At 70.2% G+C, this 25441-nt stretch carries 28 protein-coding genes; 18 read left to right on the top strand and 10 right to left on the bottom strand.

The genetic code is table 11. The annotated features are described in order from the left end of the window. Positions 1-60: 60 nt before the first annotated feature. From ABD736_RS11115 to ABD736_RS11105, 3 genes are all read right to left on the bottom strand, one after another. Positions 61-441 carry a VOC family protein gene (locus ABD736_RS11115; RefSeq protein ID WP_344791831.1) on the bottom strand — a complete coding sequence of 127 codons (381 nt, stop codon included), beginning with the start codon at positions 439-441 and terminating at the stop codon, positions 61-63. A gap of 214 nt (positions 442-655) precedes the next feature. Beyond that, positions 656-1612, bottom strand: coding sequence for a beta/alpha barrel domain-containing protein (locus ABD736_RS11110; protein ID WP_344791830.1), 957 nt, complete (start codon positions 1610-1612; stop codon positions 656-658). After that, the gene (locus ABD736_RS11105; RefSeq protein WP_425555014.1) at positions 1609-2880 is read right to left on the bottom strand and encodes a CaiB/BaiF CoA transferase family protein; all 1272 of its coding nucleotides are present in this window, start codon (positions 2878-2880) and stop codon (positions 1609-1611) included. Before ABD736_RS11105 ends, ABD736_RS11110 begins: the two co-directional genes overlap by 4 nt. A 143-nt stretch (positions 2881-3023) precedes the next feature. Here ABD736_RS11105 and ABD736_RS11100 point away from each other — a divergent pair, with 143 nt between their 5' ends. Continuing rightward, entirely contained in the window at positions 3024-4454 is a 1431-nt protein-coding gene (locus ABD736_RS11100; RefSeq protein WP_344792247.1) for an MFS transporter, read from the top strand. Positions 4455-4509: 55 nt separating this feature from the next. Here the strand turns inward: ABD736_RS11100 and ABD736_RS11095 are convergent, their stop codons facing one another. Then, positions 4510-5457: an ADP-ribosylglycohydrolase family protein gene (locus ABD736_RS11095; protein ID WP_344791828.1), complete on the bottom strand. Its 948-nt coding sequence runs from the start codon at positions 5455-5457 to the stop codon at positions 4510-4512. Positions 5458-5573: 116 nt separating this feature from the next. Between ABD736_RS11095 and ABD736_RS11090 the strand changes: the two genes are divergently transcribed. Next, the gene (locus ABD736_RS11090; protein ID WP_344791827.1) at positions 5574-7007 is read left to right on the top strand and encodes a M20/M25/M40 family metallo-hydrolase; all 1434 of its coding nucleotides are present in this window, start codon (positions 5574-5576) and stop codon (positions 7005-7007) included. 10 nt (positions 7008-7017) lie between these two features. Beyond that, positions 7018-7281 carry a glutaredoxin family protein gene (locus tag ABD736_RS11085; protein ID WP_344791826.1) on the top strand — a complete coding sequence of 88 codons (264 nt, stop codon included), beginning with the start codon at positions 7018-7020 and terminating at the stop codon, positions 7279-7281. A 167-nt stretch (positions 7282-7448) separates the two neighbouring features. Here ABD736_RS11085 and ypfJ read toward each other — a convergent pair whose 3' ends face one another. Next, the gene (ypfJ, locus tag ABD736_RS11080) at positions 7449-8345 is read right to left on the bottom strand and encodes a KPN_02809 family neutral zinc metallopeptidase (protein ID WP_344791825.1); all 897 of its coding nucleotides are present in this window, start codon (positions 8343-8345) and stop codon (positions 7449-7451) included. A gap of 74 nt (positions 8346-8419) precedes the next feature. Next, positions 8420-9031, bottom strand: a complete 612-nt coding sequence (locus tag ABD736_RS11075) for a flavodoxin family protein (RefSeq protein ID WP_344791824.1) — start codon at positions 9029-9031, stop codon at positions 8420-8422. 150 nt (positions 9032-9181) lie between these two features. Between ABD736_RS11075 and ABD736_RS11070 the strand changes: the two genes are divergently transcribed. The 9 genes from ABD736_RS11070 to ABD736_RS11030 all read left to right on the top strand — a co-directional run bounded on the left by ABD736_RS11070 (position 9182) and on the right by ABD736_RS11030 (position 15195). After that, entirely contained in the window at positions 9182-9661 is a 480-nt protein-coding gene (locus ABD736_RS11070) for a nitroreductase family deazaflavin-dependent oxidoreductase (protein ID WP_344791823.1), read from the top strand. A 169-nt stretch (positions 9662-9830) separates the two neighbouring features. Continuing rightward, a complete protein-coding gene (locus ABD736_RS11065) occupies positions 9831-10334 on the top strand; it encodes a helix-turn-helix transcriptional regulator (RefSeq protein WP_344791822.1) in 504 nt (167 codons plus the stop codon). Between the two features lie 10 nt (positions 10335-10344). Beyond that, on the top strand, positions 10345-10749 hold the full coding sequence (locus tag ABD736_RS11060) for a VOC family protein (RefSeq protein WP_344791821.1): 405 nt from the start codon (positions 10345-10347) through the stop codon (positions 10747-10749). A 16-nt stretch (positions 10750-10765) separates the two neighbouring features. After that, on the top strand, positions 10766-11806 hold the full coding sequence (locus tag ABD736_RS11055; RefSeq protein WP_344791820.1) for a hypothetical protein: 1041 nt from the start codon (positions 10766-10768) through the stop codon (positions 11804-11806). 161 nt (positions 11807-11967) lie between these two features. Next, positions 11968-12624 (top strand): SipW-dependent-type signal peptide-containing protein, encoded by a 657-nt coding sequence (locus ABD736_RS11050; protein WP_344791819.1) that lies wholly within the window; start codon positions 11968-11970, stop codon positions 12622-12624. Between the two features lie 10 nt (positions 12625-12634). Next, positions 12635-13321, top strand: coding sequence for a SipW-dependent-type signal peptide-containing protein (locus tag ABD736_RS11045; RefSeq protein WP_344791818.1), 687 nt, complete (start codon positions 12635-12637; stop codon positions 13319-13321). Between the two features lie 7 nt (positions 13322-13328). Next, positions 13329-13874 carry a signal peptidase I gene (locus ABD736_RS11040; protein WP_425555013.1) on the top strand — a complete coding sequence of 182 codons (546 nt, stop codon included), beginning with the start codon at positions 13329-13331 and terminating at the stop codon, positions 13872-13874. A 44-nt stretch (positions 13875-13918) separates the two neighbouring features. Beyond that, positions 13919-14656, top strand: coding sequence for a hypothetical protein (locus ABD736_RS11035; protein ID WP_344791816.1), 738 nt, complete (start codon positions 13919-13921; stop codon positions 14654-14656). After that, complete coding sequence (locus ABD736_RS11030; protein ID WP_344791815.1) at positions 14653-15195, top strand: hypothetical protein; 543 nt, start codon at positions 14653-14655, stop codon at positions 15193-15195. Before ABD736_RS11035 ends, ABD736_RS11030 begins: the two co-directional genes overlap by 4 nt. 115 nt (positions 15196-15310) lie before the next feature. Here ABD736_RS11030 and ABD736_RS11025 read toward each other — a convergent pair whose 3' ends face one another. Beyond that, on the bottom strand, positions 15311-16759 hold the full coding sequence (locus ABD736_RS11025) for an MFS transporter (RefSeq protein WP_344791814.1): 1449 nt from the start codon (positions 16757-16759) through the stop codon (positions 15311-15313). Between the two features lie 126 nt (positions 16760-16885). On the opposite strand from ABD736_RS11025, the gene ABD736_RS11020 reads away from it, so the two are divergent. Both ABD736_RS11020 and ABD736_RS11015 read left to right on the top strand, forming a co-directional pair. Next, positions 16886-17458 carry a TetR/AcrR family transcriptional regulator gene (locus ABD736_RS11020; protein WP_344791813.1) on the top strand — a complete coding sequence of 191 codons (573 nt, stop codon included), beginning with the start codon at positions 16886-16888 and terminating at the stop codon, positions 17456-17458. Positions 17459-17645: 187 nt separating this feature from the next. Beyond that, positions 17646-19130, top strand: a complete 1485-nt coding sequence (locus ABD736_RS11015; RefSeq protein WP_344792246.1) for an amino acid permease — start codon at positions 17646-17648, stop codon at positions 19128-19130. Here the strand turns inward: ABD736_RS11015 and ABD736_RS11010 are convergent. Next, a complete protein-coding gene (locus ABD736_RS11010; protein WP_344791812.1) occupies positions 19117-19716 on the bottom strand; it encodes a hypothetical protein in 600 nt (199 codons plus the stop codon). The two genes, ABD736_RS11015 and ABD736_RS11010, sit on opposite strands and share 14 nt — an antisense overlap. Before the next feature lie 61 nt (positions 19717-19777). On the opposite strand from ABD736_RS11010, the gene ABD736_RS11005 reads away from it, so the two are divergent. The 3 genes from ABD736_RS11005 (at position 19778) to ABD736_RS10995 (ending at position 22498) form a co-directional block, all read left to right on the top strand. Next, positions 19778-20635 (top strand): LLM class F420-dependent oxidoreductase, encoded by an 858-nt coding sequence (locus tag ABD736_RS11005; RefSeq protein WP_344791810.1) that lies wholly within the window; start codon positions 19778-19780, stop codon positions 20633-20635. Positions 20636-20739: 104 nt separating this feature from the next. Further along, positions 20740-22161 carry an HNH endonuclease signature motif containing protein gene (locus ABD736_RS11000; protein ID WP_344791809.1) on the top strand — a complete coding sequence of 474 codons (1422 nt, stop codon included), beginning with the start codon at positions 20740-20742 and terminating at the stop codon, positions 22159-22161. Between the two features lie 64 nt (positions 22162-22225). After that, positions 22226-22498 carry a hypothetical protein gene (locus ABD736_RS10995; RefSeq protein ID WP_344791808.1) on the top strand — a complete coding sequence of 91 codons (273 nt, stop codon included), beginning with the start codon at positions 22226-22228 and terminating at the stop codon, positions 22496-22498. A gap of 119 nt (positions 22499-22617) precedes the next feature. Here the strand turns inward: ABD736_RS10995 and ABD736_RS10990 are convergent, their stop codons facing one another. Next, complete coding sequence (locus ABD736_RS10990) at positions 22618-23808, bottom strand: MFS transporter (RefSeq protein WP_344791807.1); 1191 nt, start codon at positions 23806-23808, stop codon at positions 22618-22620. A 70-nt stretch (positions 23809-23878) separates the two neighbouring features. Between ABD736_RS10990 and ABD736_RS10985 the strand changes: the two genes are divergently transcribed. Beyond that, positions 23879-24712: a GntR family transcriptional regulator gene (locus ABD736_RS10985; RefSeq protein WP_344791806.1), complete on the top strand. Its 834-nt coding sequence runs from the start codon at positions 23879-23881 to the stop codon at positions 24710-24712. 105 nt (positions 24713-24817) lie between these two features. On the opposite strand, the gene ABD736_RS10980 is transcribed toward ABD736_RS10985, so the two are convergent. Continuing rightward, a complete protein-coding gene (locus tag ABD736_RS10980; RefSeq protein ID WP_344791805.1) occupies positions 24818-25429 on the bottom strand; it encodes an HdeD family acid-resistance protein in 612 nt (203 codons plus the stop codon). Positions 25430-25441: the final 12 nt, after the last annotated feature.

The raw sequence follows: 25441 nt of genomic DNA, 5'->3' as shown, positions 1-25441 counted from the left end.
GCTCGGTCTCCATTCGGCTTCGCCGAGTCGACCAGCGCGACGACGCCGAGTCGACCAGCGCTAACCCGGGGCCTGCGTCAACGACAGGTTGTTTCCATCCGGGTCCAAGAACCAAGCGACTCGGGCGCCGCTCGGCGAGTCCCAGATGCCCCGGTCGTCTTGGTCCATCCCGTCATACCGGGTGAATCGGACACCTTTGCCCGCGAGCTCGTCCACCGCGCTCTCGATGTCAGCAACGACGAGCCCGAAGACGGTGTAGGGGGCGACCGACACCGCGTCGACCAAGGTCACCCGCAGCTGGGCACCACCCACTTCTGCTGACAGGGCGAACGGGCGCTCGTCGCGCAGCTCTAGCCCGAGCACGCCGCCATAAAATTCTTCCGCTCGGTCCAGATCGACGGTCGCGACGAACGCGACGCTGGACAGAATGCCGACGACCATGGCCGCGAGGCTACGCCGAGGGTGCACGGGGCTCAACGCGAATGAAGCCACCGCGCGCCGGAGTGACGCGTTCTCCGCTCCGCAAAAGGCCCACGTTGGGCAACCTGCGGCAGTTTGCACAAATTGCGCGACGGGTGATGTGTCGGTGCTCCGCGTCGCGCCGGGACGCGCGGCGTCCATTCGGCTTCGCCGAGTCGACCAGCACAAGCGCGAGCTAGGCGGGGCGCACCCACTCGAAGGTCGGGGCGCCGCGGCGCGCGCCCTCGGCCGTGCGAGAGCGGTTCTTCTCGCCGACGGCCTCGAGCACTCCCTCGCCCAGCGTGAGCAGCGATTCGAACGTCGACGGCGTCAGCCACGACGGCCGCAGCCCGAAGGCGATGTCCTCTGATGAGGTGTTGCCGCTCGCCCCCGGCGCGAACGGGCACCCTCCCAGGCCGCCGAGCGCCCCGTCGACCATGGTCGCCCCGGCCTGCACGGCCGCGATCGTGTTCGCGACGCCTAGGCCCCACGTGTCGTGCCCATGGAACGCGATGCGCCGCGCAGGCGACTCGTCCCGCACCAGCGACACCAGCGACGACACCTGCGCCGGCACCGCCTGCCCGATGGTGTCGCAGAGCACGATGTCGTCCGCGCCCTCGGTGGCTGGGTCATTCGCTATCGCGAGCACCCGCGACGGGTCGATCACTCCCTCGAACGGGCAGGTGAACGTCGTCGCGAGCGTCAGCTGAATGCGACCGCCCGCCGCGTGCACGAGCGAGATCGCCTCGGCCATCGCGTCGACGCTCTCTCGCGTCGAGCGCCCAACGTTGGCGCGATTGTGCGCGTCGCTCACCGAGAGGCAGTACGAGAAGTTGCGCGCGCCGGCATCCAGAGCGCGACGGATGCTTCGCGGGGTCGCCACCCACACCCACGACCGCTCGAGCTCGGCAGCGGTCAGCCCGGCGATCACCTCGAGGGTGTTGGCCATCGGCGGCACGAGGTCGGGCCGCGCCATCGCACCGATCTCGATCGACGGCACCCCGGCCGCCAAGAGCCCCCGCGCGACGCGCAGCTTGTGCTCGGTCGGCAGCACCTTCCCCGTCAGCTGCAGCCCGTCGCGCAGGGTCACGTCCCGCAGCTCGGCCGCGGCGAGCACCTCGTCTGCAAAGACAGCGGCACCGGCATCCGTCATCGCGCACCTCCATCAGCCGCAGCGAGCAGCTCCTCCAGATCAGCAGCAGAAAGAGGCAGCGCGCTGAGGACCTCGCGCGTGTGCTCACCGAGATCAGGGCCGAGGTTGCGGATGCCTCGCGGCACTCCGCCCACGCGGGGAACGACCCCCGGGAACCGCACCTCGCGCGGCTCGTCGCCCTCGACGACCACCGGCACGGCCTGCACCATGTCGCGGGCGAGGAACTGCGGGTCGGCGACGATCTGCTCCGCCGTGTAGATCGGCGTCGCCGGCACATCGGCCGCCGCGAGCGCGGCGACCACCTCGTCGACGGTGCGCTGGGTGGTCCAGGCCTCGATGGCGGCGTCGAGCTCGTCGCGGATCTCCCAGCGGGCGGCGTTCGTCGTCAGCCGCGGGTCGGCGGCGAGGTCCTCGCGGCCGATCACGCGCATGAAGCGCTGGAAGATCGAGTCGCCGTTGCCGGCGATGACGACCGAGCGGCCGTCTCCGCAGCGGTAGGCGTTCGTCGGCGCAATGCCCTGCATGCGCCCGCCGGTGCGCTCGCGCACGACGCCGTACGCGTCGTAGTCGGGCAGCAGGGATTCCATCACCGACAGCACCGACTCAGAGAGCGCGACGTCCACCGAGCGCTCGTTCGCGGACCCCGGCGCACGCCCGGCAGCCCGCCGCCGCTCGCGATCGAAGAGCTGCAGCATCGCACCGAACGCCGCATGCAGCCCGGCGAGCGAGTCGCCGATCGACACCCCGACGCGCGACGGCGCCCGGTCGGGGTCGCCGGTCAGCTCGCGCAGCCCGCCCATGGCCTCGGCGACGACGCCGAACCCGGGCTCTGTGGCCCGAGGGCCCGTCTGCCCGAACGCCGAGATGCGCACGATGACGAGCTCGGGGTTGAGGGCGGAGAGGTTCTCAGGCGACAGGCCCCAGGCCTCAAGCATCCCCGGTCGGAAATTCTCGAGCAGCACGTCGGTGTCGCGAATCAGCTCACGAACGGCACTGCGGCCCGCCTGCGACTTCAAGTCGAGGCAGATCGACTTCTTGTTGCGGTTGATCGTGCGATAGAGCATCGAGGTCTTGCCCGCATAGAGCCGCCAGGTGCGCAGCTCGTCACCGACCCGCGGCCGCTCGACCTTGATCACCTCGGCGCCGAAGTCGGCGAGCAGGCGGCCCGCGGTCGGCGCGGCGATGAAGTTGCCGAGTTCGAGCACGCGGATGCCGGCAAGCGGCGCCGGCGGCGCCGAGGCTGCGGCGCCTTCTGGATCGGTCAACATCGACTCCCTGACGTGGGCTGGTTTATCGGCTACAGTTTGACCACAATACGGTTTGCAGTCCACCATACGGACATCTGCGACACCCAGCTCGCCCGGCCCCGACCGGCCGACAGCAACCTGCCTCATACAAGGGAGTAGTGGCAATGACCTTGGCGGATGCCTCGACCAGAACCTTCGACGCGCAGCTCGACGATCTGCCCGTCGGCCGCACGCACTGGCGCGTCGTCATCGCCGTCGGCCTCGGGCTGTTCTTCGACCTGTACGAGGTGTTCCTCTCGGGCACGATCGGCACCGCGCTCACGGCCTTCAAGGTCACGGGCACTCAGCAGCAGCTGCTGCTCGCCTCGGCCTTCATCGGCATGTTCGTAGGCGCCGCGGCGTTCGGGAACCTCGCCGACCGCATCGGTCGCCGCCCCACCTTCCTGTGGACCCTGGTCTGGTACTCGGCGTGGTCGCTGATCGGCGCCTTCAGCGTCAACGCGTGGATGCTGGTCGCCTGCCGCTTCATCGCCGGCATCGGCGTCGGCGCGCAGTACCCCGTGAGCGACGCATACCTCTCCGAGACCCTGCCCAGGGAATGGCGCGGCCGCATGGCCAGCTGGGCGTACACCTTCTCGTTCCTCGCCGTGCCGGCCGTCGGCTTCCTCGCACTCGGGCTCAACGCCCACCCGCTCTTCGGCATCACCGGCTGGCGCTGGCTGCTCGGCCTCGGCGCCGTCGGCGCGATCTGCGTGGTCTTCCTGCGGCGCGGCCTTCCCGAATCGCCGCGGTGGCTCAACCGGGTCGGGCGATTCGACGAGGCGGATGCTTCGCTGGCCGACTTCGCCCGCGGGTCGCGCGTCGAGCTGCAGCCGATCGACCGCTCGGCGGCGGGGGCGGCGCCGGCGCAGGCATCCGTGCCCGCTTCTGGTTCTGCCTCTGTGCCCGGCACCGGCCCCGGCCCCGGTGACGCTTCCGCTGCGGCCGTGCCGCAGCGGGGCAGCCTGTGGCGCCCGCCCTACCGCGGCCGCCTCGTGATGCTGGTGATCTTCCACCTCTTCCAGACCTTCGGCTACTACGGCTTCGGAACGCTCGCGGCGCTCACGCTGGTCGCCCGGGGGTACGACACGACATCATCGCTGCTCTATGTCGCGCTGTCGTACCTCGGCTACCCGCTCGGGTCGCTGCTGTCGACGCCGCTGCTGGCGAAGATCGAGCGCAAGTGGCTGATCGTGGGGTCGCTGGTCGCGCTCGCGGCATCCGGTCTGCTGTTCGCCACGTCGCGTGTCGAAGCGCTGATCGTGGTCTTCGGATTCCTGACGACCGTCATCAGCAACGTGTTCTCGAACGCGTACCACATCTACCAGGCCGAGATCTTCCCGACCGAGTACAAGGCGAGCGCCGTCGGCTGGACCTACTCGCTCTCGCGCCTGTCGAGCGGCGCGCTGCCGTTCGTGCTCGTGCCGGTGCTCAACGCATCGGGCGCCGGGCCGATGTTCACGATCGTCGCGGTGGCTCTCGCGATCGTCGCGGCTGCGGTGATCATCGGCGGCCCGCTCACGATGAAGCGCAGCCTGAGCGAGATCAACCCGTAGGGCTCGTTTCGAGACGCGCGCTACGCAAGCTCCGCGTGCTCCTCAACGATCGTGACTAGGGGGCGCCGACGGCCTTGAGCGCCAGGTCGGTGAGTTCCGCGGCGCCGAAGGAGCGGAACTCATCGGCCGGCCAGCCGTGCAGCGCCGAGACCCACTCGTCCGGCAGCTCTGACGCGCCGAAGACGGCGCCGGCGAGCGACCCCGCGATCGCGGCGACCGTGTCGGTGTCGTTCCCGGCGCGCACCGCGAGCTCGAGCACCTCGCGCAGCGACGAGCCGTGCGTGATCGCCGACCACGCCGCCTGCAGCGCGGCCACGACCCAGCCGTTGTTGTCGGGCAGCTCCCACGGAAGGGCCGCCTCTGCGGCATCCAGCCGCCCATGCCACACCGACGCGCGCTCGACGGGCAGGGTGTCGACGGCGGTGCGCAGCTCGAGCGTGCCGTCGAGGATCGCCGAGCGGATCGCCAGCGACCACACGGCGCAGGCATCCCCCGCGTCGACCTCGAAGTGCGTCAGCTCGCTCACGCGGCGAGCGGCCGCGGCCGCGGCATCCGCCTGCCCGTCGCCGAGATACCCGAGCGCGACGGGACCCGTGCGCATCAGCGACCCGTTGCCACCTGAGCGCCCGTTGCGGTCGTGGACGGCGCGCGCCGCCGTGCGCGCGTCTTCCTCAGTGACGTGGCGGATGCCTGCGAGCACCGCCTTCGTCTGAATGCCGACGTCTTTCGCGCTGCGGCACCAGCCGATCCACTCGCCGACGATGCCGGCGAGAGTCGTCGAGTCGTCGAGCCCCCGCCCGCGGGCGACGGCCTGCAGGATCGGCACGGCCATGCTCGTGTCGTCGGTCCACTCGCCGAGCTCCCACGGACCTCCGGCGTGAAGGGTGATTGGCGTCGGCGGCAGGACGGGCGCGTGGAACTCATACGGCGCTCCAAGCGCATCCCCTGCCGCCGACGCAATGACGGTGCCGACAGCTCGGTCCAGTTGCTGTTGCGTCAGCATCCGTCCCCCAACCCCTTAAGAGTTGACGGTAGGTCACATCGGGCCTGCGTTGCTGTCCCCATTTGTGGTTCCTATGAGCTCGGGGCCACGGCCACCGCGCCTCGTAGGCTGACCGCATGCCCGACACGAGTGACGCGACCGAGGCGGATGCTTCGACCCTACGCCCCGGCATCGAAGACCGCCTCAGTCGGCTGCTGCAGCTCGACACCGTCTCGTCGACCGTCGCCGCCGAGAGCACGACGGCCTTCGAGCAGCTGCTCGAAGAGCTGTACCCGCTCGTGCACCGGCACCTGACGAAGGAGCGCATCGGCGAGCGGGGCTTCCTGTTCTCGTGGACCCCGCTCGTTGAGGAGCACGCGGAGACTGCGGCCCTTCGAGACGCGGCGCTTCGCGGCGCTCCTCAGAATCCGCGCGCGTCTCGAAACGCCGACCCCGTCGTCCTCATGGCGCACTTCGACACGGTGCCGGCTGTGGCGGCGGAATGGAGCTTCGACCCCTTCTCCGGTCACATCTCCGACGGCGCGGTGCACGGCCGGGGCGCGGTCGACGACAAAGGAGCGCTCGTCACCATGCTCGATGCGGTCGAGAACCTGCTCGCCGCGGGTGAGACCCCCGCGCGCCCTGTACTGATCAGCCTCGGCGGCGACGAAGAGACCACAGGGCCGTCGGCGCAGGCGATCTCTGAGGAGCTGCACGCGCGAGGCATCCGGCCCTGGATCGTCATCGACGAGGGCGGGGCCGTCATCGACGCGCCCCTGCCGACGCTCAACCACCAGAGTGCGATGGTCGGGGTCGCCGAGAAGGGCGCTGTGACCGTGCGGCTCACGGCGACCGCTCCCCCGAGCCATGCCGCGACGCCGAGTCGCGCGCGCACCGCCCCCGAGCGCCTGGCCCGGGCGATCACGCGCCTGCGGCGCAACCCGTTCCCGAAGCGCCTGAACCGCACCGCGCGCACGATGTTCCAATCGTTCGAGGGCGTGGCGACCGGCGCAGGCAAGACGCTGGTCACCGTGGCGCCGAAGCTCGGACCGGTGACGGCGCGGCTGCTGGCGGCGATGGGCGGCGAGCCCGCGGCCCTGGTGCAGACGACGATCGCCTTCACCCTGCTCGACGCCGGCACCGCCCACAACGTCATTCCGAACACCGCGAGCGCGACCCTGAACCTGCGCCTCGCCGTCGGCGATTCCGTCGATCAGGTCGTGGCGATCCTGAAGCGGGCGATCCGCGACGACTCGATCACGATCGAGCTGCTCGAGGGGTACCCCGCGAGCCCGGAGTCGCGCACCGACAACGCGCAGTGGCAGGCGATCACCCGAGCCGTCGCCGAGTCGTACCCCGAGGCGGTCGTCGCCCCCTATGTGATGCTGCAGGCATCCGATGCGCGTCACTTTCACCGCTTCACTCCGGACGCGACGTACCGCTTCGCCCCGCTCGCCATGTCGGCGGCCGAGCGCGCCGCGATCCACGGCATCGACGAGCGCGTGACCATCGATGCGCTCGTTCGTGGCGAGCGCTTCTATCGCCAGCTTCTGTTGCACTTGCCGACGTAAACTCGCGGGTATGGCCACCCCTGAGACCTTCGACAAGATCACCATGTTCGGCGCCGCCTGGTGCAGCGACTGCCGCCGCTCGAAGGCGCTGCTCGACCGCCTCGGCGTCGACTACGACTACGTCGACGTCGAGCACGTGGAAGACGGCGCGGCGCGCGCCGAGGCGATCAGCGGCCGCAAGAACATTCCGGTGATCGTCTTCCCGGATGCCTCGCACTTCGTCGAGCCGACGGATGCCGAGCTGGAGGCGAAGCTGCAGGAGACCGCCGCGTAAGCGCGCTTAGCAACGCCCAGCAGCGCCCAGCAGCGACGCATCACCCCTCGCACAGTTTGTACAAATTGCGGCGATTCGCCCCGCTTTGGGCAATTTGCGCAGCGCGGGATGTGTCGGTCCGGCGCGCGTCTGCCAGCTGTGTCGGCGCGTTGTGAATCCGGCGCGCGTCAGCCGAGCTGCGACGCCGGGATGCCGAACGTCTGGCAGTCGGCGGGCTCGCCGTTCAGGCCCGTGTTGAACCACTTCTGACGCTGGGCGCTCGTGCCGTGCGTGAACGACTCAGGGTTCACGCTGCCCTGGGTCGCCTGCTGGATGTGGTCGTCACCCACTGCGGCCGCCGCCTTCAAGGCATCCGTGATCTGGTCCTTCGTGACCGGCTCGAGGTAGTGCTGGCCGTTCTCGTCGGTCTCGGCGGTCGCGTCGCCGATCCAGGCGCCCGCGTAACAGTCGGCCTGCAGCTCCAGCCGCACGGAGTCTGACGCGGCGCCCGTCGCCGAGAGGTTCTTGCCCTTCATCGTTCCCGTGATGTCTTGAATGTGGTGGCCCCACTCGTGGCCGATCACATAGAGCTGCGCGAGGGCCCCGGCCTGGTCACCGAACTGCTGGGCGAGCTCGTCGTAGAACGCGGGGTCGATGTAGATCGTCTGGTCGTTCGGGCAGTAGAAGGGCCCCATGTCGGTTGAGGCGCCACCGCAGCCGGTCGTCGTCGACTGGTCGAAGATCACGATGCCCTGCGGGTCGGTGTAACCGCGCACCTGGTCGGCCCAGTAGTCCTGCAGCAGCGCGGCCGCACCCTGGATGCGGCAGTTGGCGTCCTTGTTCGCCTCGGCCGCCGTGCAGCTCAGTTGCTCGTCGCCGCTCGTGTCGATCTGCTGCCCCTGCAGGCCGGTGAGTCCGCCCGCGACACCGCTGACGTCGACGCCCGTGAAGTGCTGGATCAGCAGCACCACGATCGCGATCACGATCGCACCGCCGCCGGCGCCCCCGCCGATCTTCATGCCGCGGCCCCCGCCGCGGCGGCTGACCTTGCCGTCCGAGATGTCGGCGTTCTCGTTGAACGTCATGCCGCAAAGGTAATGCCTAGGAAGGGGTCTCGATACGCCCGGCTTCGCGCGGGCTACTCGACCAGCGGGCGGCGCTACACGGCCGGGAGGTAGGGGCGGTCGTGCAGCAGCGACGCGAGGTGGAAGGCGTTCCGCGCCGCGGTCATCGTGGTCGACGCGACGACGGGTGGCGTCTGCTCAAGCATCCGATAATCCGTCGTCTGCATCGCCTCGCCGTTCCAATACGTCGATCCCTGCGCCGGAAGCGTGAACCCCACGTCGTTCAGCGCCTGGCCGACGGCGGCGATGATGCTGTGCGCGCCGTCCTCATTGCCGACCACGACGGGCACTGCGACCTTGCCGGTGAGCGCTTTGACGCCGTTGTCATCGGAGACCGACAGCTCGGCGTCGAGTCGCTCGAGCACGCGCTGTGCGACCGAAGAGAGGTGGCCGAGCCAGGTCGGAGTCGCGAACACGAGGATGTCGGCGGCGACCACGCGCCCCCTGATCTTCGGCCACTCGTCGCCGTTGCCCTCGTCGGCGGTGACGCCGGGGCGCACGTCGTAATCGACGACGCGCAGCTGCTCGGTCGCGACCCCGAGCTTCTCGAGCTCGGCCAGCACCTCACCGGCGAGCTTCTCGGTGCTCGACGGCTGAGGCGACGGCTTGAGCGTGCAGTTCAGTGCGAGTGCGGTGAGTTTCGGCATGCCTGGCAGGTACCCACCTTCCGCGCTCTCGGTCGGTCACCGATTCGGTCAGCGGGATCGAAGTCTGGCCGCGCACGGCGGGGCGTGCGACCGAATGGGTGACCCGCGGAGAGCGCCCGCCCCCGCCGCCCGCTCATGCAGACTGAACCCATGGACTCCCCGCTGCGCACCTTCCGCGCCGGCGTCGCGTGGGTCTCGCGCACGCCGTGGTTCCGCCGCAACGGCCCGCGCTTCATGCCCGGCTTCGAGCGACTGATGAGGCGGCTCACCGGCGGCCGGGTGACGGCGAGCGGCATCCTCATGCCCGCCCTGGTGCTGCACACGACGGGCGCGAAATCCGGCCAGCCGCGGCAGACCGAGCTGATGTGCGTGCCTGACGGCGACACGTGGCTGATCACCGGCTCGAACTATGCGCGCGAGCGCCACCCCGCGTGGACGGCCAACCTGATCGCGCACCCCGACGCCGAGATCGAGTACAAGGGGCGGCGGATGCCTGTGCGAGCCGCCCTCGTGCCGGAATCCGAGCGCGAGCAGGTCTGGGCGACGATCCAGCGGCAGTGGCCCGGATACCGGAAGTACGAGGTCGCCTCCGGCCGCACCCTGCGCATCTTCCGCCTCACCCGCCGCTGACGTGCCCTTTCGGCGCACGCGCGTTCCCGTTCGGTGCTCCCGTGTGCCCGTTCGGCGCTTCCGTGTGCCCGTTCGGCGCTTCCGTGTGCCCGTTCGGCGCGATCGTGCCCGCTGCAACTGCAACAATTGCGCCGAACGGGCACAGCACAGCCCGGCGCAGAATTGACGCATGCCCGACCTCGACGAGCTGCGCCGACTGCGGCGAGCACGCGATCGCATGGACCGCGAGTTCGCAGAGCCGCTCGACGTGCCGGCGCTGGCCAAGACCGCGCTCATGTCGCCCGCGCACTTCAGCCGGCGGTTTCGCGACACGTACGGCGAGACTCCGTATTCCTATCTGATGACCCGCCGCATCGAGCGCGCGAAGGCGCTGCTGCGCCGGGGCGACCTGAGCGTGACGGATGTCTGCACGGCGGTCGGCTGTACGAGCCTCGGCTCGTTTTCCGCACGGTTCACCGAGCTCGTGGGTGAGAGCCCGAGTGCGTACAAGGCGCGCGACCACACGGCGATGCGCCCGCTCTCGCTGTGCGAGGTGATGGTGATCACGCGGCCTCGGCGCGAAAGGTCTCCGTTCGGCTCCTCCGTCGCCGAGTCGACCAACGAGGGCTGCGCCCCCGCCCCCGCCCCCGAAGAAAGCAGTTCTGAAGAAGCATCCGTCGCCGCCTCTGCGTAGCGTCAGCGTCATGACCGTTTCCATCGCCAGCCTGCACATCCTCGTCGACGACCCCGACGCCGCCCTCGCCTTCTATCAGGACACCCTCGGCTTCACGAAGCTGTTCGAGGCCGAGAACGGCGGCTACCGCTGGATCACCCTCGGGGTGCCGAGCCAGCCCGAGATCCAGATCGTGCTCGAGCAGCCCCACGGTGGCCGTTCGCAAGAGAACGGCGACGCGCTCGCGGCGCTGCTCGCGAAGGGCGAGCTGCAGATGATCCAACTCAAGACCGACGATCTCGACGAGACGTTCGAGAAGATTGCCGCTGCCCCCGGCGCCGAGGTGCTGCAGGAGCCCACCGACCAGCCGTGGGGCCAGCGCGACGCCGCGTTCCGCGACCCGGCCGGCAACCTGGTGCGCATCGCCCAGCGCTAGTCCGTACCCTGGGCGCATGCCCGCCACCGCCGCCCGACGCCGCCGCGCGCCCTGGGTGATCGCGATCGTCGCCGCGGTCGTGGTGCTCGTGGCGGCGGGTGCAGTCGGCTGGGCGCAGCTGCAGCAGCCCGCCGCTCCCGCGCAGACCGCGACCCGCTTCTGGCAGCTGCTCGCCGACGGAAAGGCCGAGGAGGCCCTCGCCCTCACCGACACCCCTGCGGGCTCGGTGCCGAACGGGCTGCTGCTCACCGACGCGGTATACGGCAAGGCCGATCGGGGCATCGCGCACGTCGAGGCGGGCTCCTTCCGGCGCGCGGGAGATCAGGCATCCGGCACCATCACCTACTCCCAGCACGGCACGCAGCGCACATCGCGCGTCGAGCTCGCGCTCGTGCACCGGGGGCTCCTCGCCAAGCCGACCTGGCAGATCACGAACGCCCCCATCGCCAAGGTCGACGTCACCGTCGCGAGTGGCGGGCACGCCGACAAGCTGTCGGTCGACGGCCGGTCGCTGCCGCTGCCGGGCGGTGACGGAAAGCTCGCGATCCCGGCGCTGCCCGGCACCTACACCTTCGCGGCGGGCGACTCGACCGGACTGTTCTCGCCGGTGCCGAAGCAGGTCGCCGTCGCAGGGGCAAACGCCGCCGTAACCCTGGGCGTCGCCCCGTCGAGCGCGCTCGGCACACAGGCGGTCGCACAGGCGACGAAGCTGGTGAATGGATGCTTCGCCAGCCACACCCTGAGCGGGTGCCCGCTCGCAGACGGCATCCGCAACATCTTCAACCTCACCGCCGAGCCCTCGGTCAGCTATGCGCTCACCCGCCAGCCCGCGCTCGCCTTCGACGCGAAGGCGATGCAGGTGAAGTCGACGCGCGACGGCCAGATCACGACGACGCAGACGGATACTCGCAACGGCACCTTCAGCAACACGGCCGACTTCTCGGTGGCGCTCGATGTCACCGTGTCGGGCGGCAAGGTCGCCCTCGCGCCGCACGACGGCGGGGTGGCCAGTAGCGGAATGATCTGCGTTCCCGGCGCCCGAAGCGCCGCCTGCTGAGCCCGGTCGTTGCTTTGCGTAAACTTTCGTTTCGGCGGCGACTTTCTCGACAACCGTCGCGTAACACCCCGTAATCCTCTAATGTGTGCCCCGAAGGTGGGGGGCGAGCCCCTCACCCCGGGCGCGGAGGGCCGCGACCCGGCCGGCATGAAGGAGGGGTCATGTCCCAGCTGGCGCAGCAGAGCAACAGCAGGAAGCGGAAGAAGAACATCGTTCTGGCATGTCTCGCCGGCGGTGTGGTGCTGGGGGTCGGGGCGGCCGTGACTCTCGCAGCGTGGAACGACGACGTCTTCACGCAGGGCACCTTCACGGCCGGCACGTTCAACGTGCAGGGGTCGACCGACGTCGGCACGACCTGGGTCGAGGCCGACACGGCTGGAACCGCGGCGACGCTCGCGTTCACCCTCGGCGGCGCGACGCTCTCGACGCTGTCGCCCGGTGACACCGCCTACGCACCGTTCGCGCTGCATACCGCGACCGGAACCACCAACGGGGCCGACATCTCGTTGCCCACCGTCACCGGCGACGGCGGCACGATCCTGCCGAACCTGACCTACACGCTGGTCGAGACGACGAGCGCCACCTGCGACGCGGCGGCGGTCAGCGGCGCGACGACCACCATCGTTCCCGCCGGAACGGCGATCACGGGCGGCGCGACGAACAGCACCGTGTTCTCGCTCGACCCGGCGACGACGGCGGCGCCAGGCGCTCCGGTCTACCTCTGCTACGCCGTGACGGCGGGAGCGGGGCTCGGGCAGGGCCAGACCGGAACCGTCACGTGGGACTTCCACGCGACGTCGAACAGCACCACCTCGTAGGCGGGCGGGCATGCGCCACGTGCGCGCCCGATCGCGTCGCAGCGCCTCGCTCTATGTGAGGTCGGCGCTCGCGCTCGGGCTGGTGCTGGGAGCGGGTGCCGCCGCGACCGACGCCTCCTGGACGGACCAGGAGCTCGCCAGCGGCACCTTCAAGACCGCGACGTTCAACACGGAGTCGAGCGTCGACAACGGCGGCAGCTACACCGATCACGCCACGACGGCGACCGCGGGCACTCTGGCGTTCACCGCCGTCGCGCCGACGCCCACGTCGGCTACGCCGGGGCAGGCGCTCTACCCCGGCGCGACGATGAACACCTCGTTCGCCATTCGGGCGAAGGCGGGGTCGATCGCGGGCATCGTGACGAGCATCACGCCGAGCTCGATCGGCAGCGACGCCGTGCTGACCAGCCTGCAGTACCGCATGTACTGGGACACCGCCGCCTGCAACACCGCCGCCACGACGACGAGCTTCGCGCCGAGCGCGAGCGGTGCGTGGCTGCAGCAGACCGCCGCCGCGCTGTCGACGGCGCCGACAGTGCCTGCGGCGGGCATTCCGCTCGCAGTGCCCACCGCCGGATCCGCGGGAACCCCCGTGTTCTTCTGCGTGCAGCTCACGGTGCCGACGAGCGCCAACCCGCCGCAGAACACCGCGGCCGGCTCGACCTTCACCTGGACGTTCGCCACCCAGAACTCGTGACCACACCATGACCGTGACCGACACCGCACCAGAGCCGACGGCGAGCGCCGGGCGGCCGAGCGCGGGCGCGCGCGCATCCCGCATCATCCGCACCGTGCTGCTCGACGTCACGGCGGCGGCCGGTGCGGTGTGCATCGTGCTCGTGGTGCTGGCGCTCGTGTTCCACCTCTCGCTGATCATGTTCCGCACGGGGTCGATGTCGCCGACGATCCCGACCGGGTCGCTGGCGATGGTGCACCACATCCCCGCCGAGCAGGCGCACGTCGGCGATGTCGTGACTGTCGAGCGGCCGGGTGAGCTGCCCATCACGCACCGCCTGGTGTCGTCGAAGCCGGATGCCGCCGGCGGCTATGACCTCGTCCTGAAGGGCGACGCGAATGCTGCGGCCGACCCGGTGCCGTACCACGTGACCACCGTCGGCAGGGTGGTGTGGCACGCGCCGGGGCTCGCGCGCGTGATCGTCTGGTTCTCGAACCCGTTCGTCCTCGGCGGCCTCGCCATGGCGGTGGCCGCGCTGGTCGCGTGGGTGCTGTGGCCGAGGCAGGATCCGTGAGCGCGCGGTCCGATTCGCGCAGACGCATGCGGGACTCTGCGTGCATGCGCACGCGAGTGACGAGACGGATGCCTGCGGCCGCGGTCGCCCTCGCGGCATCCGCCGCCTGCGCTGCTCTCGCGGCCTCGCCCGCGCATGCCGCAACGCCCGCGCCGTCGATCACGGTGGTCGGCGACCCGGCAGGCACGGTGCACCTGCTCACCCCGGGGGAAGCAGCCCGGTGGTACGTCGGCGAGACGACCCGGAACGTCACCGTGCAGCAGCTCACGGCGACTCTCGCGGCGAGCGGAGACGTGCAGGCGCCGGCCGATGACGATCTGCGGGCGACGCAGCTCGGCCTGACCGCGTGCTCGGTGCCGTGGCAGGGCGCGACCTGCCCGGGCGCAGTGACCTTCGAGCTGGCGCCGACGTCGCTGGCCACGATCGCAGACTCGACCGCCTCGGTGAGTGTGCAGGGTCGGGTCCCTGCCGACAACTACCTGCTGATCACAGCGGTGCTGCCCGCGAGCTCGCCCCAGTCGGTCGGCGGGAAGACCACGGTGCTGCGGCTGGATCTCGCGGCGCTCGGGGTCGAGCCGCCGGCGACGAACGGACCTGCCGCCCCGGCGGCGCCGGGGGTTGCCGCCGGCCCCGGGCTCGACCTGCCCGGAGGCCTCGCCCGCACCGGCACACGCATCGGCGTCTTCGCTCTGCTCGCCGCGAGTGCGGTGGGCACCGGCGCGCTGCTCGCCGGAGTCGCCCGCCGCCGCCGCGAACAACTCGCCGAGGGGGCCGGCCGATGAGGCGGGGCATCCGCACCGCGCGCGGCGCCCGCGGCCGCGGCATCCGTCGCCTACTCGCCGTCGTCGTGATCGCAGCGACGGCACTTGTGGCGGGCCACGTGGTCGTCCCTGCCCATTCGGCGCTGACGGACGCTCGCTTCACGGATTCGGAGGTAGCCGGCGCCGCCTTCAAGACGACGTCGATGCCGACGATCACGTTCTCGGACCCGAGCTCGAACAACGCCCCGTCGTTCACGTTCTCGTGGAAGTACAACGGGACGGCTCTGCCCGGGCAGACGGTGACCTTCACTGCGAACGCGACCGGCCTGGTGCTGCTCGGAACCTACTCTGTGACCTCGACCGAGAACTCGCGCACGGGCGGTCTCAACACGGTCACATTGACCGCCGGTGGCCTGCCGACCGGCACGGGCACCTATGAGGTGCACGCGACCACCAGCGTTGGCGGGTGGACGAGCGCGGCGATGAACCATGTCTCGCTCGCCGTCACCTGTGTTCTCGTCTGCGGGTACGGTTCGCCGAGCTATCCCGCCGGCGGCTGATTCGCGACGACGCGGCCAATCACCCCGCAACTGCGCTGAACGGTCACCACCGCACGCCGCGCGGGTGCGCAGAGTGCAGTGGTGACCTCCCGGAGCAGTTGGCGCCGTGCACCGCCTAGGCGGCGTCGAGGAACTCGACCTCCACCTCGTGGCGGGGTGCGGGCGAGGCATCCGTCTGCTCGACTGCGGCGGAACGCCGCGGCACCAGCAGCGCCGCACCGGTCGCGACGAGCGCGAACACGGCGACCAGCAGGAATCCGCCGATGTAGCCGCCCTCGACGGGCAGTCCGGTCGCGGTCGCGTGCGCCGTGACGACGCTCGTGACCGCCGCGGTCCCGACGGCGCCGCCGATGACGCGGATGTTCGCGTTCATGCCGGTCGCGACGCCGGTCTGGTGGTGCGGAACGCTCTGCACGACGAGGCTCGAGAGCGCGGCGTAGGCGAAGCCGAGCCCGACGCCGTAGAGCAGGCCCCACGCGGCGATCACGAGCGCTGAGTCGTGCATCACCGCGAATCCGACCGTGGCGACCGTGCTGATCAGCGACGTCCACACGAGCTGCATGCGGAAGCTGACGCGGTGCGCGATGCGGGCGCTCAGCGGCCCGGTCACGCCCATGCCGACGACCATCGGCAGCAGCACGAGCCCGGCGCCGGTCACGCTGAGCCCGAGGCCGTAGCCCGACGACTGCGGCGTCTGCACCAGCTGCGGCAGGAACGTCAGGATGCCGAACATGGTCGCGCCGAACAGCAGGGCGACGAGGTTCGTGGCCCACACGGCGGGCGTGCGCATCAGCCGCATGTCGATGATCGGGTGCGCTGCGCGCGTCTCGACGACGACCCACAGCACGAGCAGCACGGCGGCGACGACGAAGAGGCCCTGGGTCGCGGGGTTCGTCCAGCCCCAGGCTCGGCCCTCGGACAGCGGCAGCAGCAGCGCGACGAGCCAGCCGGCCATGAGCACGGCGGCACGCCCGTTGAAGCGGCCCTCGGTGCGGGCGCCCGACTCGGGCAGCAGGAACACGGCGGCGAGGCCGAGCAGCACGACGAGGATCATCGGCAGCCAGAACAGCCACCGCCAGTCCAGCGCCGACTCGATCGGGCCGGCCAGCACGACGCCGATGCCGCTGCCGATCGCGAGGATCGATGAGAGCAGTCCGATGGCGCCGGGCACGCGGTGTGCGGGGTAGATCTCGCGGATCATGCCGAACGCGAGCGGCGTCACCGCATAGCCGAAGCCCTGCAGCACGCGCCCGACGAGCACGATGGCGAGGTTCGGCGCGAGCGCCGAGGTCAGGGTGCCGAGTGCGATGGCGCCGAGCACGGCGATGATGGCGCGCTTGCGCCCGAAGAGGTCGCCGGCCTTGCCGATGAGCGGCGTTGCGACCGCCGCCGAGAGAAGCCAGGCGGACATGATCCAGGTCGCGCCGGTCTGCGTCGTGTGCAGATCGGCCTGCATCGCCGGCAGCACGGGTGCCATCAGCGACTGCAGCGCGGTCAGTGCGGCGACCGCGAGCGCCAGGATCGTGAAGGCGATGGTTGGGTTCGCTGCCTTGGTTCCAGGCATAGCGGTACCGCCTTTCAGAGGAAGAGGGGTGTACGATTGGTCAGAACCGGAGAGCTCTCCGGTGACTTGAATCACAGTAACGGAGAACTCTCCGTTTCGCAAGCAACACGTTTGTTGAGTTGACGGATGCCCGACCCCAAGCCCGAAGTGAAGAAGCGCGCCGACGCCCAGGCCAACTACGAGCGCATCCTCTCGGTGGCGCTCGAGGCGCTGACCGCGGATCCCGAGGCATCGCTGAACTCGATCGCGAAGACCGCGGGCGTCGGCGCCGGAACGCTCTACCGTCACTTCCCGACGCGCGACCACCTCGTCGTCGCGGCCTATCGCCACGAGGTGCAGGAACTCGTCGACGCGGCCTACTCCCCCTGGATCGCGAAGCTCGAGCCCGTCGCCGCGCTGCGCACCTGGTTCGACCGCATGGCGCAATACGGCATGACGAAGGCCGGCCTCATGAGCGCCCTCGATGCCGCCACCAAGAGCGTGCCGTTCGAGCGCGCGGAGATCCACGAGCTGCTCACCGGCGCCATCGGCCATCTGCTCGAGCGCGGTCAGCAGTCGGGCGTGCTGCGCGCGGACCTCAGCGCCGAAGACGTGCTGCTCGCGGTCGGATTCCTGTGGCGACTCGACCCGGCATCCGATTGGCGCCCTCAGGCCGCGCGTCTGCTCGACCTCGTCGTCGACGGCCTGCGCGCCCAGTAGCGCCCTCCCCCGTCGTGGGGCCAAGCTGGTCTCACTGGCAGTGAGAGGGGACCGCATGTCTTCAGCACCGCACGGCCCGCAGGGGCCGGGGCGTCACGCTCGGTCGAGCGAGCCGACGCCCCAGGCATCCGTCGAATACGACATCGCCGACACGAAAGAGAACCGCCTCGAGCTGCTCGGCGACCGGATGTCGGCCGTCGAGGACTTCAGCCACGAGCAAGAGGGCTATCACAAGAGCCTCGGCGCGCGGCAGCTGCAGATGATCGCCATCGGCGGCGCGATCGGCACCGGTCTCTTTCTCGGTGCGGGCGGTCGACTGGAATCCGCGGGGCCCGTGCTGGTGCTCGACTACGCGATCTGCGGGTTCTTCGCGTTCCTCATCTTGCGCGCGCTCGGCGAGCTGGTGCTGCACCGGCCGTCGTCGGGCTCGTTCGTGAGCTACGCCCGCGAGTTCTACGGCGAGAAGGCGGCGTACGTCTCCGGCTGGATGTACTTCCTCAACTGGGCCATGACCGGCATCGTCGACTCCACCGCCGTCGCGGTCTACGTGAAGTTCTGGTCGGCGTTCTCGGCCGCGCCGCAGTGGCTGATCGCCCTGATCGCGCTCGTCGTGGTGCTCTCGGCCAACCTGATCTCGGTGCGCGTCTTCGGCGAGATGGAGTTCTGGTTCGCGCTCATCAAGGTCACCGCGCTCGTCGTGTTCCTGATCGTCGGCGCGGTCTTCCTCGCCTTCCGCTTCCCGACCTCTGAGGGCGCGACGGGCATCGGCATGGTCGCGGCGCACGGCGGCCTGCTGCCGCACGGCGCCTCGACGATCGTCACCGCCGTCGTCATCGTGCAGGGTGTCGTGTTCGCGTATGCCGGCGTCGAGCTCGTCGGCACCGCCGCAGGCGAGACGCCTGAGCCGCACAAGGTCATGCCGCGGGCTGTGAACTCGGTGATCTTCCGCATCGCGGTGTTCTACTGCGGCTCGGTGCTGCTGCTCGCGCTGTTGCTGCCGTTCTCGTCGTACAGCGCCGACGAGAGCCCCTTCGTGACGTTCTTCTCGCACATCGGCAACCCGACCGTCGCGGCGTTCGCGGGCAACGCGATGAACTTCGTGGTGCTCACTGCGGCGCTCTCGTCGCTGAACGCGGGGCTGTACTCGACCGGGCGCATCCTGCACTCGATGGCGCAGTCGGGGGCATCCCCTCGCTTCACCGGGGTCATGAACTCGCGCGGCGTGCCGTGGGGCGGCATCGTGCTCACGTTCTGCGTCGCCCTGCTCGGCGTCGGCCTCAACTTCGTGCTGCCTGCGCAGGCGTTCGAGATCGTGCTCAACGTGTCGGCGCTCGGCATCATCTCGAGCTGGGGCACGATCATCCTCTGCCAGATGAAGCTGAAGAGAATGGCGGATGCCGGCCAGCTCGAGCGCCCGCATTTCCGGCTCTTCGGGGCGCCGTTCACCTCGTGGCTCACCCTGGCGTTCCTTGTGGCGGTGATCGTGCTCATGGGGTTCGACTACCCGGTCGGGACGTACACGGTCGCCTCGCTCATCGTGATCATCCCGCTGCTGTTCCTCGGGTGGTTCCTGCAGCGCGACCGCATCATGGCGATCGCCGAGGAGCGGCTCGGCCACACGGGGATGTTCCCGACGATTCCGGGCCGGCGCCCGCCGATCACTCGGGAGTAGCCGACCTCTTCATCAGCTCCGCCAGATCCTCGTCGATGAAGTGCGCGAGCCGCTCGTCGCGGAACGCGGCGTAGTCGGGGTCGTCGTCGACACGCGGTGCCGAGAGCCGTGCTGCCAACGTGCCGCCGATCTCGTCCCACGCGGCCGCCTTCGCCTCGTCGACGAGCTGCTTCAGCGCCTCGTGTTCGACGGCCGTCGAGTCGTAGGCATGCGCAACGGCACGCAGCGCGAGCGGCTTGCGGCGGTGATCAGGCTCGACCACGACGGGCTTGCCGCCGGGGTAGATGCGGCCGCCGGTGTTCGCCTCTTCGCGGTCGAGGTCGCGCTGGGCACGAACGGCCGCGTCGCGATTCGTCTCGGCGAGCGCGTGGTACTCACCGCGCGCAAACTCCTCGAGCTCAGCTTCGTCGAACGGCTTGCCGTCGCGCAGCGCGTTGACGATCAGGTGGTTCTTCACCGCCATGCGCACGCCGTGGTAGGCGATCTTCAGGGCGTCCTCGACGACGTCGTCGAGGGGCGCGAGCGGCTCGGGCTCCGGCGGCACGAAGCTGCCGAGGTCGCGTCGCTTCTTCCTGAACAGTGCCACCCCTCCATCGTGCCGTATGAGACTGTGGCGTTCGCCTCGTCGTCGTGCCTATCGTCTGCGCATGGAACTCGGATTGCATATCGCCGACTTCACCTGGAACGGCGGCGACGCCGCTCTCGGCCCAACGCTTGCCGCTCACGCCAAGAACGCGGAGTCCGCCGGGATTTCCCGCATCACCGTCATGGATCACTTCTGGCAACTGCCGGGCATCGGCCCCGAAGACCGCGCCATGCTCGAGGCCTACACCGCCCTCGGGTTCCTCGCCGCACAGACCTCCACCGTGAAGCTGCACACGCTCGTCACGGGCGTCATCTACCGGCATCCGTCTCTGCTCGCAAAAGCCGTGACGACGCTCGACGTCCTTTCGGGCGGCCGCGCCGGTCTCGGTATCGGGGCGGCGTGGAATGATCAGGAATCCGCGGGGCTCGGCTTCGACTTCCCGCCCGTCGGAACGCGTCTCGCCCAGCTCGAGGAGGCCGTTCAGATCTGCCTGCAGATGTGGTCGGATTCCGAAGGCCCGTTCGATGGCACCCACTATCAGCTGGGGCGCACGCTCAACTCGCCGCAGTCGCTGACGCGGCCCCACCCCTATCTGCTCATCGGCGGGGGCGGAGAGAAGAAGACGCTGCGTCTCGTTGCGAGATACGCGGATGCCTGCAACCTCGCCGACGGGCCGGAGATCGCCCACAAGCTCGACGTGCTGCGCGCCCACTGCGACGCGGTCGGCCGCGCCTATTCCTCGGTCGAGAAGACGGCGATGATCAGGCTCGACCCCACACAGTCGGCCGACGAGGTCGTGGCGGCGTGCGAGCGCCTCGCCGGCTTGGGGTTCACCGCCACCTATGTGTATGCCGTCGGATACCCCGAACCGGCGAAGATCATCGATGTGCTGGGGGCGGTGGTGCCGCGCGTCGTGTGACGCTCGGTCGATGTTATCCACAGGCGGTCACCCTGTGGCGATTCAATGTCGGTGGTGTCTGGTTGACTTTCACTATGACATTCGAAGTCCCGTTCGATTCAGGAGTGACGCCGCTCGCCTCTGATCTCGGCACCTCCTGGCAGGCCGAGCTGCTCGAACGCGTCTGTCAGGGGCGTCGCGAAATCGCCAAGATCGAGGCGGCCGAGGTGCGCGTGCTCGCGGATCTGCTCATGGACGCGGAAGGCTCCGCCGGCGAAGACGCCATCGACGCCGGCGATGTGGCCGACGTCACCCGCCGCCACGACCTGAAGGTCCGGTCCCTGGCCACCGAGCTGGCCGCGTCGCTGAAGATCTCCGTGCGCACCGCCGAGCAGCGCCTCGCCGAAGCCTGGACCCTCGCCAACGAGCTGCGGGCGACGCTCGCCGCCCTGGAAGCCGGCGACATCTCCCGCGCACACGCCCACGAGATCATCACCGAGACCGCGCATCTTCCCTCCGGCAGCCGCGTCGCCGCTGAGGCCGCTCTGCTGCCGTGGGCGAAGAAGCTCGGCCTCGCCCGGTTCCGCAAGAAGGCCGCACAGGTCCTGGAGACCCTCGAGACCGAGTCGCTACGCAGGCGCCACGAACGGGCCTTCGCGAAACGGCACATCGAGCTCACCCCCGCCCGCGATGGCATGGCCCACCTCGACGCCTACCTCGAGCTGTCCGACGCGGCCCGCATCAAGGCCGGCCTCGAGAACGCCGCCCAGGAAGCTCGCGCCGCCGGCGATGCCCGCACCGGCGCCCAGCTCGAGGCCGACTTCGCCGTCGAACTGCTCCTCGACGGTCAGATCACCATCGGCAGCCTCGACACTCAGACCGATCAGGCGCGGTCCACCCGAGACGGCAAAGTTTCCGCCTCCCCGGCCCGCGAGGCCCGCACCGCCGCGGTCAAGCACCGCGCCGCGGTCACCGTGGACGTGCTGATCCCCGCCGAGACCCTCGCCGGCAAGAACGATCAGCCCGGCCTCATCCCCGGCCTGGGCGTCATCGACCCGTTCCGCGCCCGCGAACTCGTCGCCCTGGCCCCCAGCCTGCGCCGTATCCTCACCGACCCGATCACCAGCGCCATCCTCGACTTCGACCGCACCACCTACCGGGTCCCGGCCGAACTGAAACGCGTGCTGAAGCTGCGCGACCAGCACTGCCGCGCCCCCGGCTGCGGCGCCCCACCCAAGTACACCGAACTCGACCACTCCATCGCCTATGCCCGCGGCGGCACCACCGCACTGACCGACCTCGCGCACCTGTGCAAGAACCACCACGTGCTGAAACACCAGGCCGGGTGGTCACTGCGGCAATACCTCGACGGAGTCCTCGACTGGCGCGCACCAAGCGGCCGCACCTACCGCACCTACCCAGAGCTCACCGTGCCCACCCGCCGCACCGACCCCTGGAACCCGCCCGACACCGGCGAACCCGCACCCTTCGACGGACCCAAAGCGCGCAAAGCGCACCGCGCCCGACGCCGGATACCGCGAAACTGACCGACCGATAGGGGCATCTTCCGATGGCGCGTCACGATTCCGGGCCGGCCGGGTCGTATAGGGCATGAGCATTCTGAGTGTGCCGCTCGAGGCACTTCCCCTCATGCAGCCCGCAATGACGTCCGCCGCGAAGCCCGACGATGAGCTGAAGTCGCGCGGACTCGTTGAGAACGATCGCAAGGCGCTGCGCCTCGTCGCGCCCTGGCACGCCGAGACCTTCCGCCACTCGCGCACCGGCGAGCTGCTGTTCGCGGCGTGCGACTGCATGCTCGACCGCGATCACAGCTATGCCGAGCGGATGCTGTGGCCGGCCGGCCTCATGAAGCGCGACTCCTGAGGCATCCGCTCGCCCTGTTCGGTTGCGCCACCAGGATCCGCATTTCGCCGCCCGGATCCGGGTAGCGGAAAGCGGAAGGCAGTGGCGCACTCGCACCGCCGCCGAGCGCGGTGCGGCACCTAGCCCCAGTGCCGGTCGCGCTGCGGCACCAGCGGAATCGACAGCAGCGGCGCGATCGCCACAAGCGCGAACGCGACCGGGTAGCCGACCGCGGTGATCAGCGCGCCGATGCCCGGGCCGACCGCCGAGGCGGCGAGGAACTGACCCGTGTTCTGCAGCCCGAGGGCGCGGCCCGACCACGCGGGCCCCGCAGCCTCGGCCACCGAGGTGAACGAAAGTCCGTTGTCGGCGACGCTCACGGTGGTGGCGATGATCAGCACGACCGCGGCGGCGACCGACCACTTCACCGAACCGGTCGCGGCCAGCGCCGCCATCACGACGACGCCCGAGACGGCGACCCAGCGCAGCACGCGGGTGCGCGAACCCACGCGGTCCGACCACGAGCCGATGACGATGCGGCCGATCGCCCCGACGAACTGCGAGAGGCCGATGACGATTCCGGCGGCCGTCGCGCTCCAGTGCAGCTGCGTGATGAGCCAGACCAGCCCGAAGATCGACAGCGTGAACTGCGGCACGACGAGCAGCACCGAGACGAGGTGGATGCGCCACAGGAATCCGCTCGCCCGATATGGGTTAGCCGGAGCCTCGGTCGACGCGGGGCGCGGCGCAGGGCGCGGCGGATTCTTGATGCCCAGCGCACACAGCACGGTGAGCACCGCGAGCACGACGGCCGCGAGCAGCAGCGGCCCCGCAGGCCCGAGGCGATCGGCGAGCGGCGGCACCGCGACGGCGGCCGCTGCGACGCCGAGCGGCTGCGACATCTGCCGGATGCCCATTGCGAGCCCGCGGCGTGACCGCGGGAACCACCCGACGACGACCCGACCGCTCGCGGCATTCGTGCTCGCCGAAGCCGCGCCGCCGAGCAGCAGAAGCACGCCGAGGCCCACGAAGCCGCTCGCGAACGAGGCGGCGAGTGCGAACGCCGCCGTCAGGAACAGTCCGCCGGCGATGACCCAGCGCTCTCCATACCGGTCGGCGAGGGCGCCCCACGCGACCAGCGTCAGCACCATGCCGAAGGTCGGCGCGGACGCGAGCAGCCCGGCCTGAGCGAGCGGCACTCCGCGCTGCACGTGCAGCAACGGAATGAGGTAGGCAGGCGTCGAGACGAGCAGGGTGCCGGCCGCCTGGGCGAGAACGCCGAGGGCAAGCATCCGCCAGGCCGCTGCCGGGGTCGCCTCGGTGTCGCTCATCGCGCTGCCTCCTCATTCGGGATACCATTTCGGTATACCAATGCTTACACGGGCGATGAGGATGCGCGAAATGGGCGAAGGCGCCGGGAAGACCAGTGGCAGCGGCACGGTCGCCGATCAGAGTGAGCGCAACGGCGCCGCAGAGCAGACCCGCGGCAGTGATGCCGCAAAGTCGGCCCGCGACGCCGCCGCGGCAGACCAAACGCGCGACGGCGGCGCGTACTCCGCGCTACGCGCCGCGATCCTTTCGTTCGAGCTGGCGCCGGGCGAGCGGCTCAGCGAGCGCGGACTCGAGACCGTCGCCGGGGGCTCGCGCACTCCGGTGCGCGCCGCGCTGATGCGCCTCGCCTCGGACGGACTCGTCCAGCGCGCCGGCCGGGGCTGGCAGGTCACCCCGCTCGACCTCGCCGAGGTGCGCGCCGTCATGGAGTACCGCGAAGCCCTCGAGACCGCGGCCGTGCGTCTTGCCGTCGAGCGTGCGGGCGCGGAAGAGCTCGAGGCGCTGCGCCTGATCGCCGATGCGAGCCAAGCGGATGCCGGCGCCGAGTCCCCGTCGAACGGCGAAGCCACCCTGCGCGACGGCACTCTGCGTGACGGCACGGATTTCCACGTCGCGCTCGCGGGCCTCTCGCGCAATCCGTTCCTGGTCGACGGGATGAGTCAGGTGCTCACCCGGCTGCTGCGCGTGCGCTGGCTGTCCGCGAGCACCGCAGAGTCACGCGACCGCGCCCGCGCGGAGCACCTCGAGATCGTGGCATCCGTCACCACTCGCGACGCAGACAAAGCCGTCGCGCTCGTCACCGCGCACAGCCGCGGCACCCGCGACCGCCTGCTCGGCTTCCTCGCCGACGAGCGTCGGCGCCTGCGCGGCAGCGGCATCGCCGTCGTCGAGTCGGCGGGCTGAGCGGGGCGCGCCGGGCGCACAACGCACGATTCGGCACACGGATGCCGCGACCAGAGGTGCCGAATCGTGCAAAGGGTGCCGAACCGTTCGCGACCGCCCGCGCCCCTACAGCGCCTTCAGCGCATCCCGCCCGAAGGTGAACGCGCGCATCAGCCCGAGCAGCCCCAGCACGATCAGAATCACCGCGGCCACCATGAGCAGCCAGAACCCCGACCACCCGGGCACGGCCAGCACGGCGACGCCGCCGAGCACACTGATCACCCCGTAGGCGATCGCCCACCCCTGCCGCGGCGAGGCCCCGGACTCGGTGATCGACATGATGCCCTCGACGATCCAAGCCACCCCGACCACGATCGCGATGACGAGCAGCAGCGTCGCCGACGCAAGGGCGGTGTCGCGCAGCGCGATCACGCCCCCGACCAGAAGCAGTGTGCCGAGCAGCACCCCGAGCACGCGGTGTCCGGTGCCGAGCGAGCGCCCGAAGATGCCCAGCACGAGCCGCACTCCGCCCGTGATCACGAGGTAGATGCCGAACAGCACGGCCAGCACCGGAATCGTGTGGTGCGGCCAGATCAACAGCAGCACGCCGACGATCACCGCGGCCGCGCCAGCGATGCCGAACGCGACCCGCACTCCCCTGATCGCCCGCTTGGCGAGCCCTCTCGCCTCGAGCCGAAGCGCGTCACGGAATTCGTCGGGCGAGGACGGGATGCTCATGACCGAAAAACT

Source organism: Gryllotalpicola daejeonensis, assembly GCF_039538145.1.
GTDB classification, from domain to species: Bacteria; Actinomycetota; Actinomycetes; order Actinomycetales; family Microbacteriaceae; genus Gryllotalpicola; species Gryllotalpicola daejeonensis.
Note: the sequence above shows the minus strand (reverse complement) of the source record. Positions and strands in the feature narration are given on the sequence as shown.

Coding starts and splice junctions, on each gene's coding strand:
- ABD736_RS11115 (WP_344791831.1), bottom strand. CDS start 441: ATGGTCGTCGGCATTCTGTCCAGCGTCGCGTTCGTCGCGACCGTCGAT.
- ABD736_RS11110 (WP_344791830.1), bottom strand. CDS start 1,612: ATGACGGATGCCGGTGCCGCTGTCTTTGCAGACGAGGTGCTCGCCGCG.
- ABD736_RS11105 (WP_425555014.1), bottom strand. CDS start 2,880: ATGTTGACCGATCCAGAAGGCGCCGCAGCCTCGGCGCCGCCGGCGCCG.
- ABD736_RS11100 (WP_344792247.1), top strand. CDS start 3,024: ATGACCTTGGCGGATGCCTCGACCAGAACCTTCGACGCGCAGCTCGAC.
- ABD736_RS11095 (WP_344791828.1), bottom strand. CDS start 5,457: ATGCTGACGCAACAGCAACTGGACCGAGCTGTCGGCACCGTCATTGCG.
- ABD736_RS11090 (WP_344791827.1), top strand. CDS start 5,574: ATGCCCGACACGAGTGACGCGACCGAGGCGGATGCTTCGACCCTACGC.
- ABD736_RS11085 (WP_344791826.1), top strand. CDS start 7,018: ATGGCCACCCCTGAGACCTTCGACAAGATCACCATGTTCGGCGCCGCC.
- ypfJ (WP_344791825.1), bottom strand. CDS start 8,345: ATGACGTTCAACGAGAACGCCGACATCTCGGACGGCAAGGTCAGCCGC.
- ABD736_RS11075 (WP_344791824.1), bottom strand. CDS start 9,031: ATGCCGAAACTCACCGCACTCGCACTGAACTGCACGCTCAAGCCGTCG.
- ABD736_RS11070 (WP_344791823.1), top strand. CDS start 9,182: ATGGACTCCCCGCTGCGCACCTTCCGCGCCGGCGTCGCGTGGGTCTCG.
- ABD736_RS11065 (WP_344791822.1), top strand. CDS start 9,831: ATGCCCGACCTCGACGAGCTGCGCCGACTGCGGCGAGCACGCGATCGC.
- ABD736_RS11060 (WP_344791821.1), top strand. CDS start 10,345: ATGACCGTTTCCATCGCCAGCCTGCACATCCTCGTCGACGACCCCGAC.
- ABD736_RS11055 (WP_344791820.1), top strand. CDS start 10,766: ATGCCCGCCACCGCCGCCCGACGCCGCCGCGCGCCCTGGGTGATCGCG.
- ABD736_RS11050 (WP_344791819.1), top strand. CDS start 11,968: ATGTCCCAGCTGGCGCAGCAGAGCAACAGCAGGAAGCGGAAGAAGAAC.
- ABD736_RS11045 (WP_344791818.1), top strand. CDS start 12,635: ATGCGCCACGTGCGCGCCCGATCGCGTCGCAGCGCCTCGCTCTATGTG.
- ABD736_RS11040 (WP_425555013.1), top strand. CDS start 13,329: ATGACCGTGACCGACACCGCACCAGAGCCGACGGCGAGCGCCGGGCGG.
- ABD736_RS11035 (WP_344791816.1), top strand. CDS start 13,919: ATGCGCACGCGAGTGACGAGACGGATGCCTGCGGCCGCGGTCGCCCTC.
- ABD736_RS11030 (WP_344791815.1), top strand. CDS start 14,653: ATGAGGCGGGGCATCCGCACCGCGCGCGGCGCCCGCGGCCGCGGCATC.
- ABD736_RS11025 (WP_344791814.1), bottom strand. CDS start 16,759: ATGCCTGGAACCAAGGCAGCGAACCCAACCATCGCCTTCACGATCCTG.
- ABD736_RS11020 (WP_344791813.1), top strand. CDS start 16,886: ATGCCCGACCCCAAGCCCGAAGTGAAGAAGCGCGCCGACGCCCAGGCC.
- ABD736_RS11015 (WP_344792246.1), top strand. CDS start 17,646: ATGTCGGCCGTCGAGGACTTCAGCCACGAGCAAGAGGGCTATCACAAG.
- ABD736_RS11005 (WP_344791810.1), top strand. CDS start 19,778: ATGGAACTCGGATTGCATATCGCCGACTTCACCTGGAACGGCGGCGAC.
- ABD736_RS10995 (WP_344791808.1), top strand. CDS start 22,226: ATGAGCATTCTGAGTGTGCCGCTCGAGGCACTTCCCCTCATGCAGCCC.
- ABD736_RS10990 (WP_344791807.1), bottom strand. CDS start 23,808: ATGAGCGACACCGAGGCGACCCCGGCAGCGGCCTGGCGGATGCTTGCC.
- ABD736_RS10985 (WP_344791806.1), top strand. CDS start 23,879: ATGGGCGAAGGCGCCGGGAAGACCAGTGGCAGCGGCACGGTCGCCGAT.
- ABD736_RS10980 (WP_344791805.1), bottom strand. CDS start 25,429: ATGAGCATCCCGTCCTCGCCCGACGAATTCCGTGACGCGCTTCGGCTC.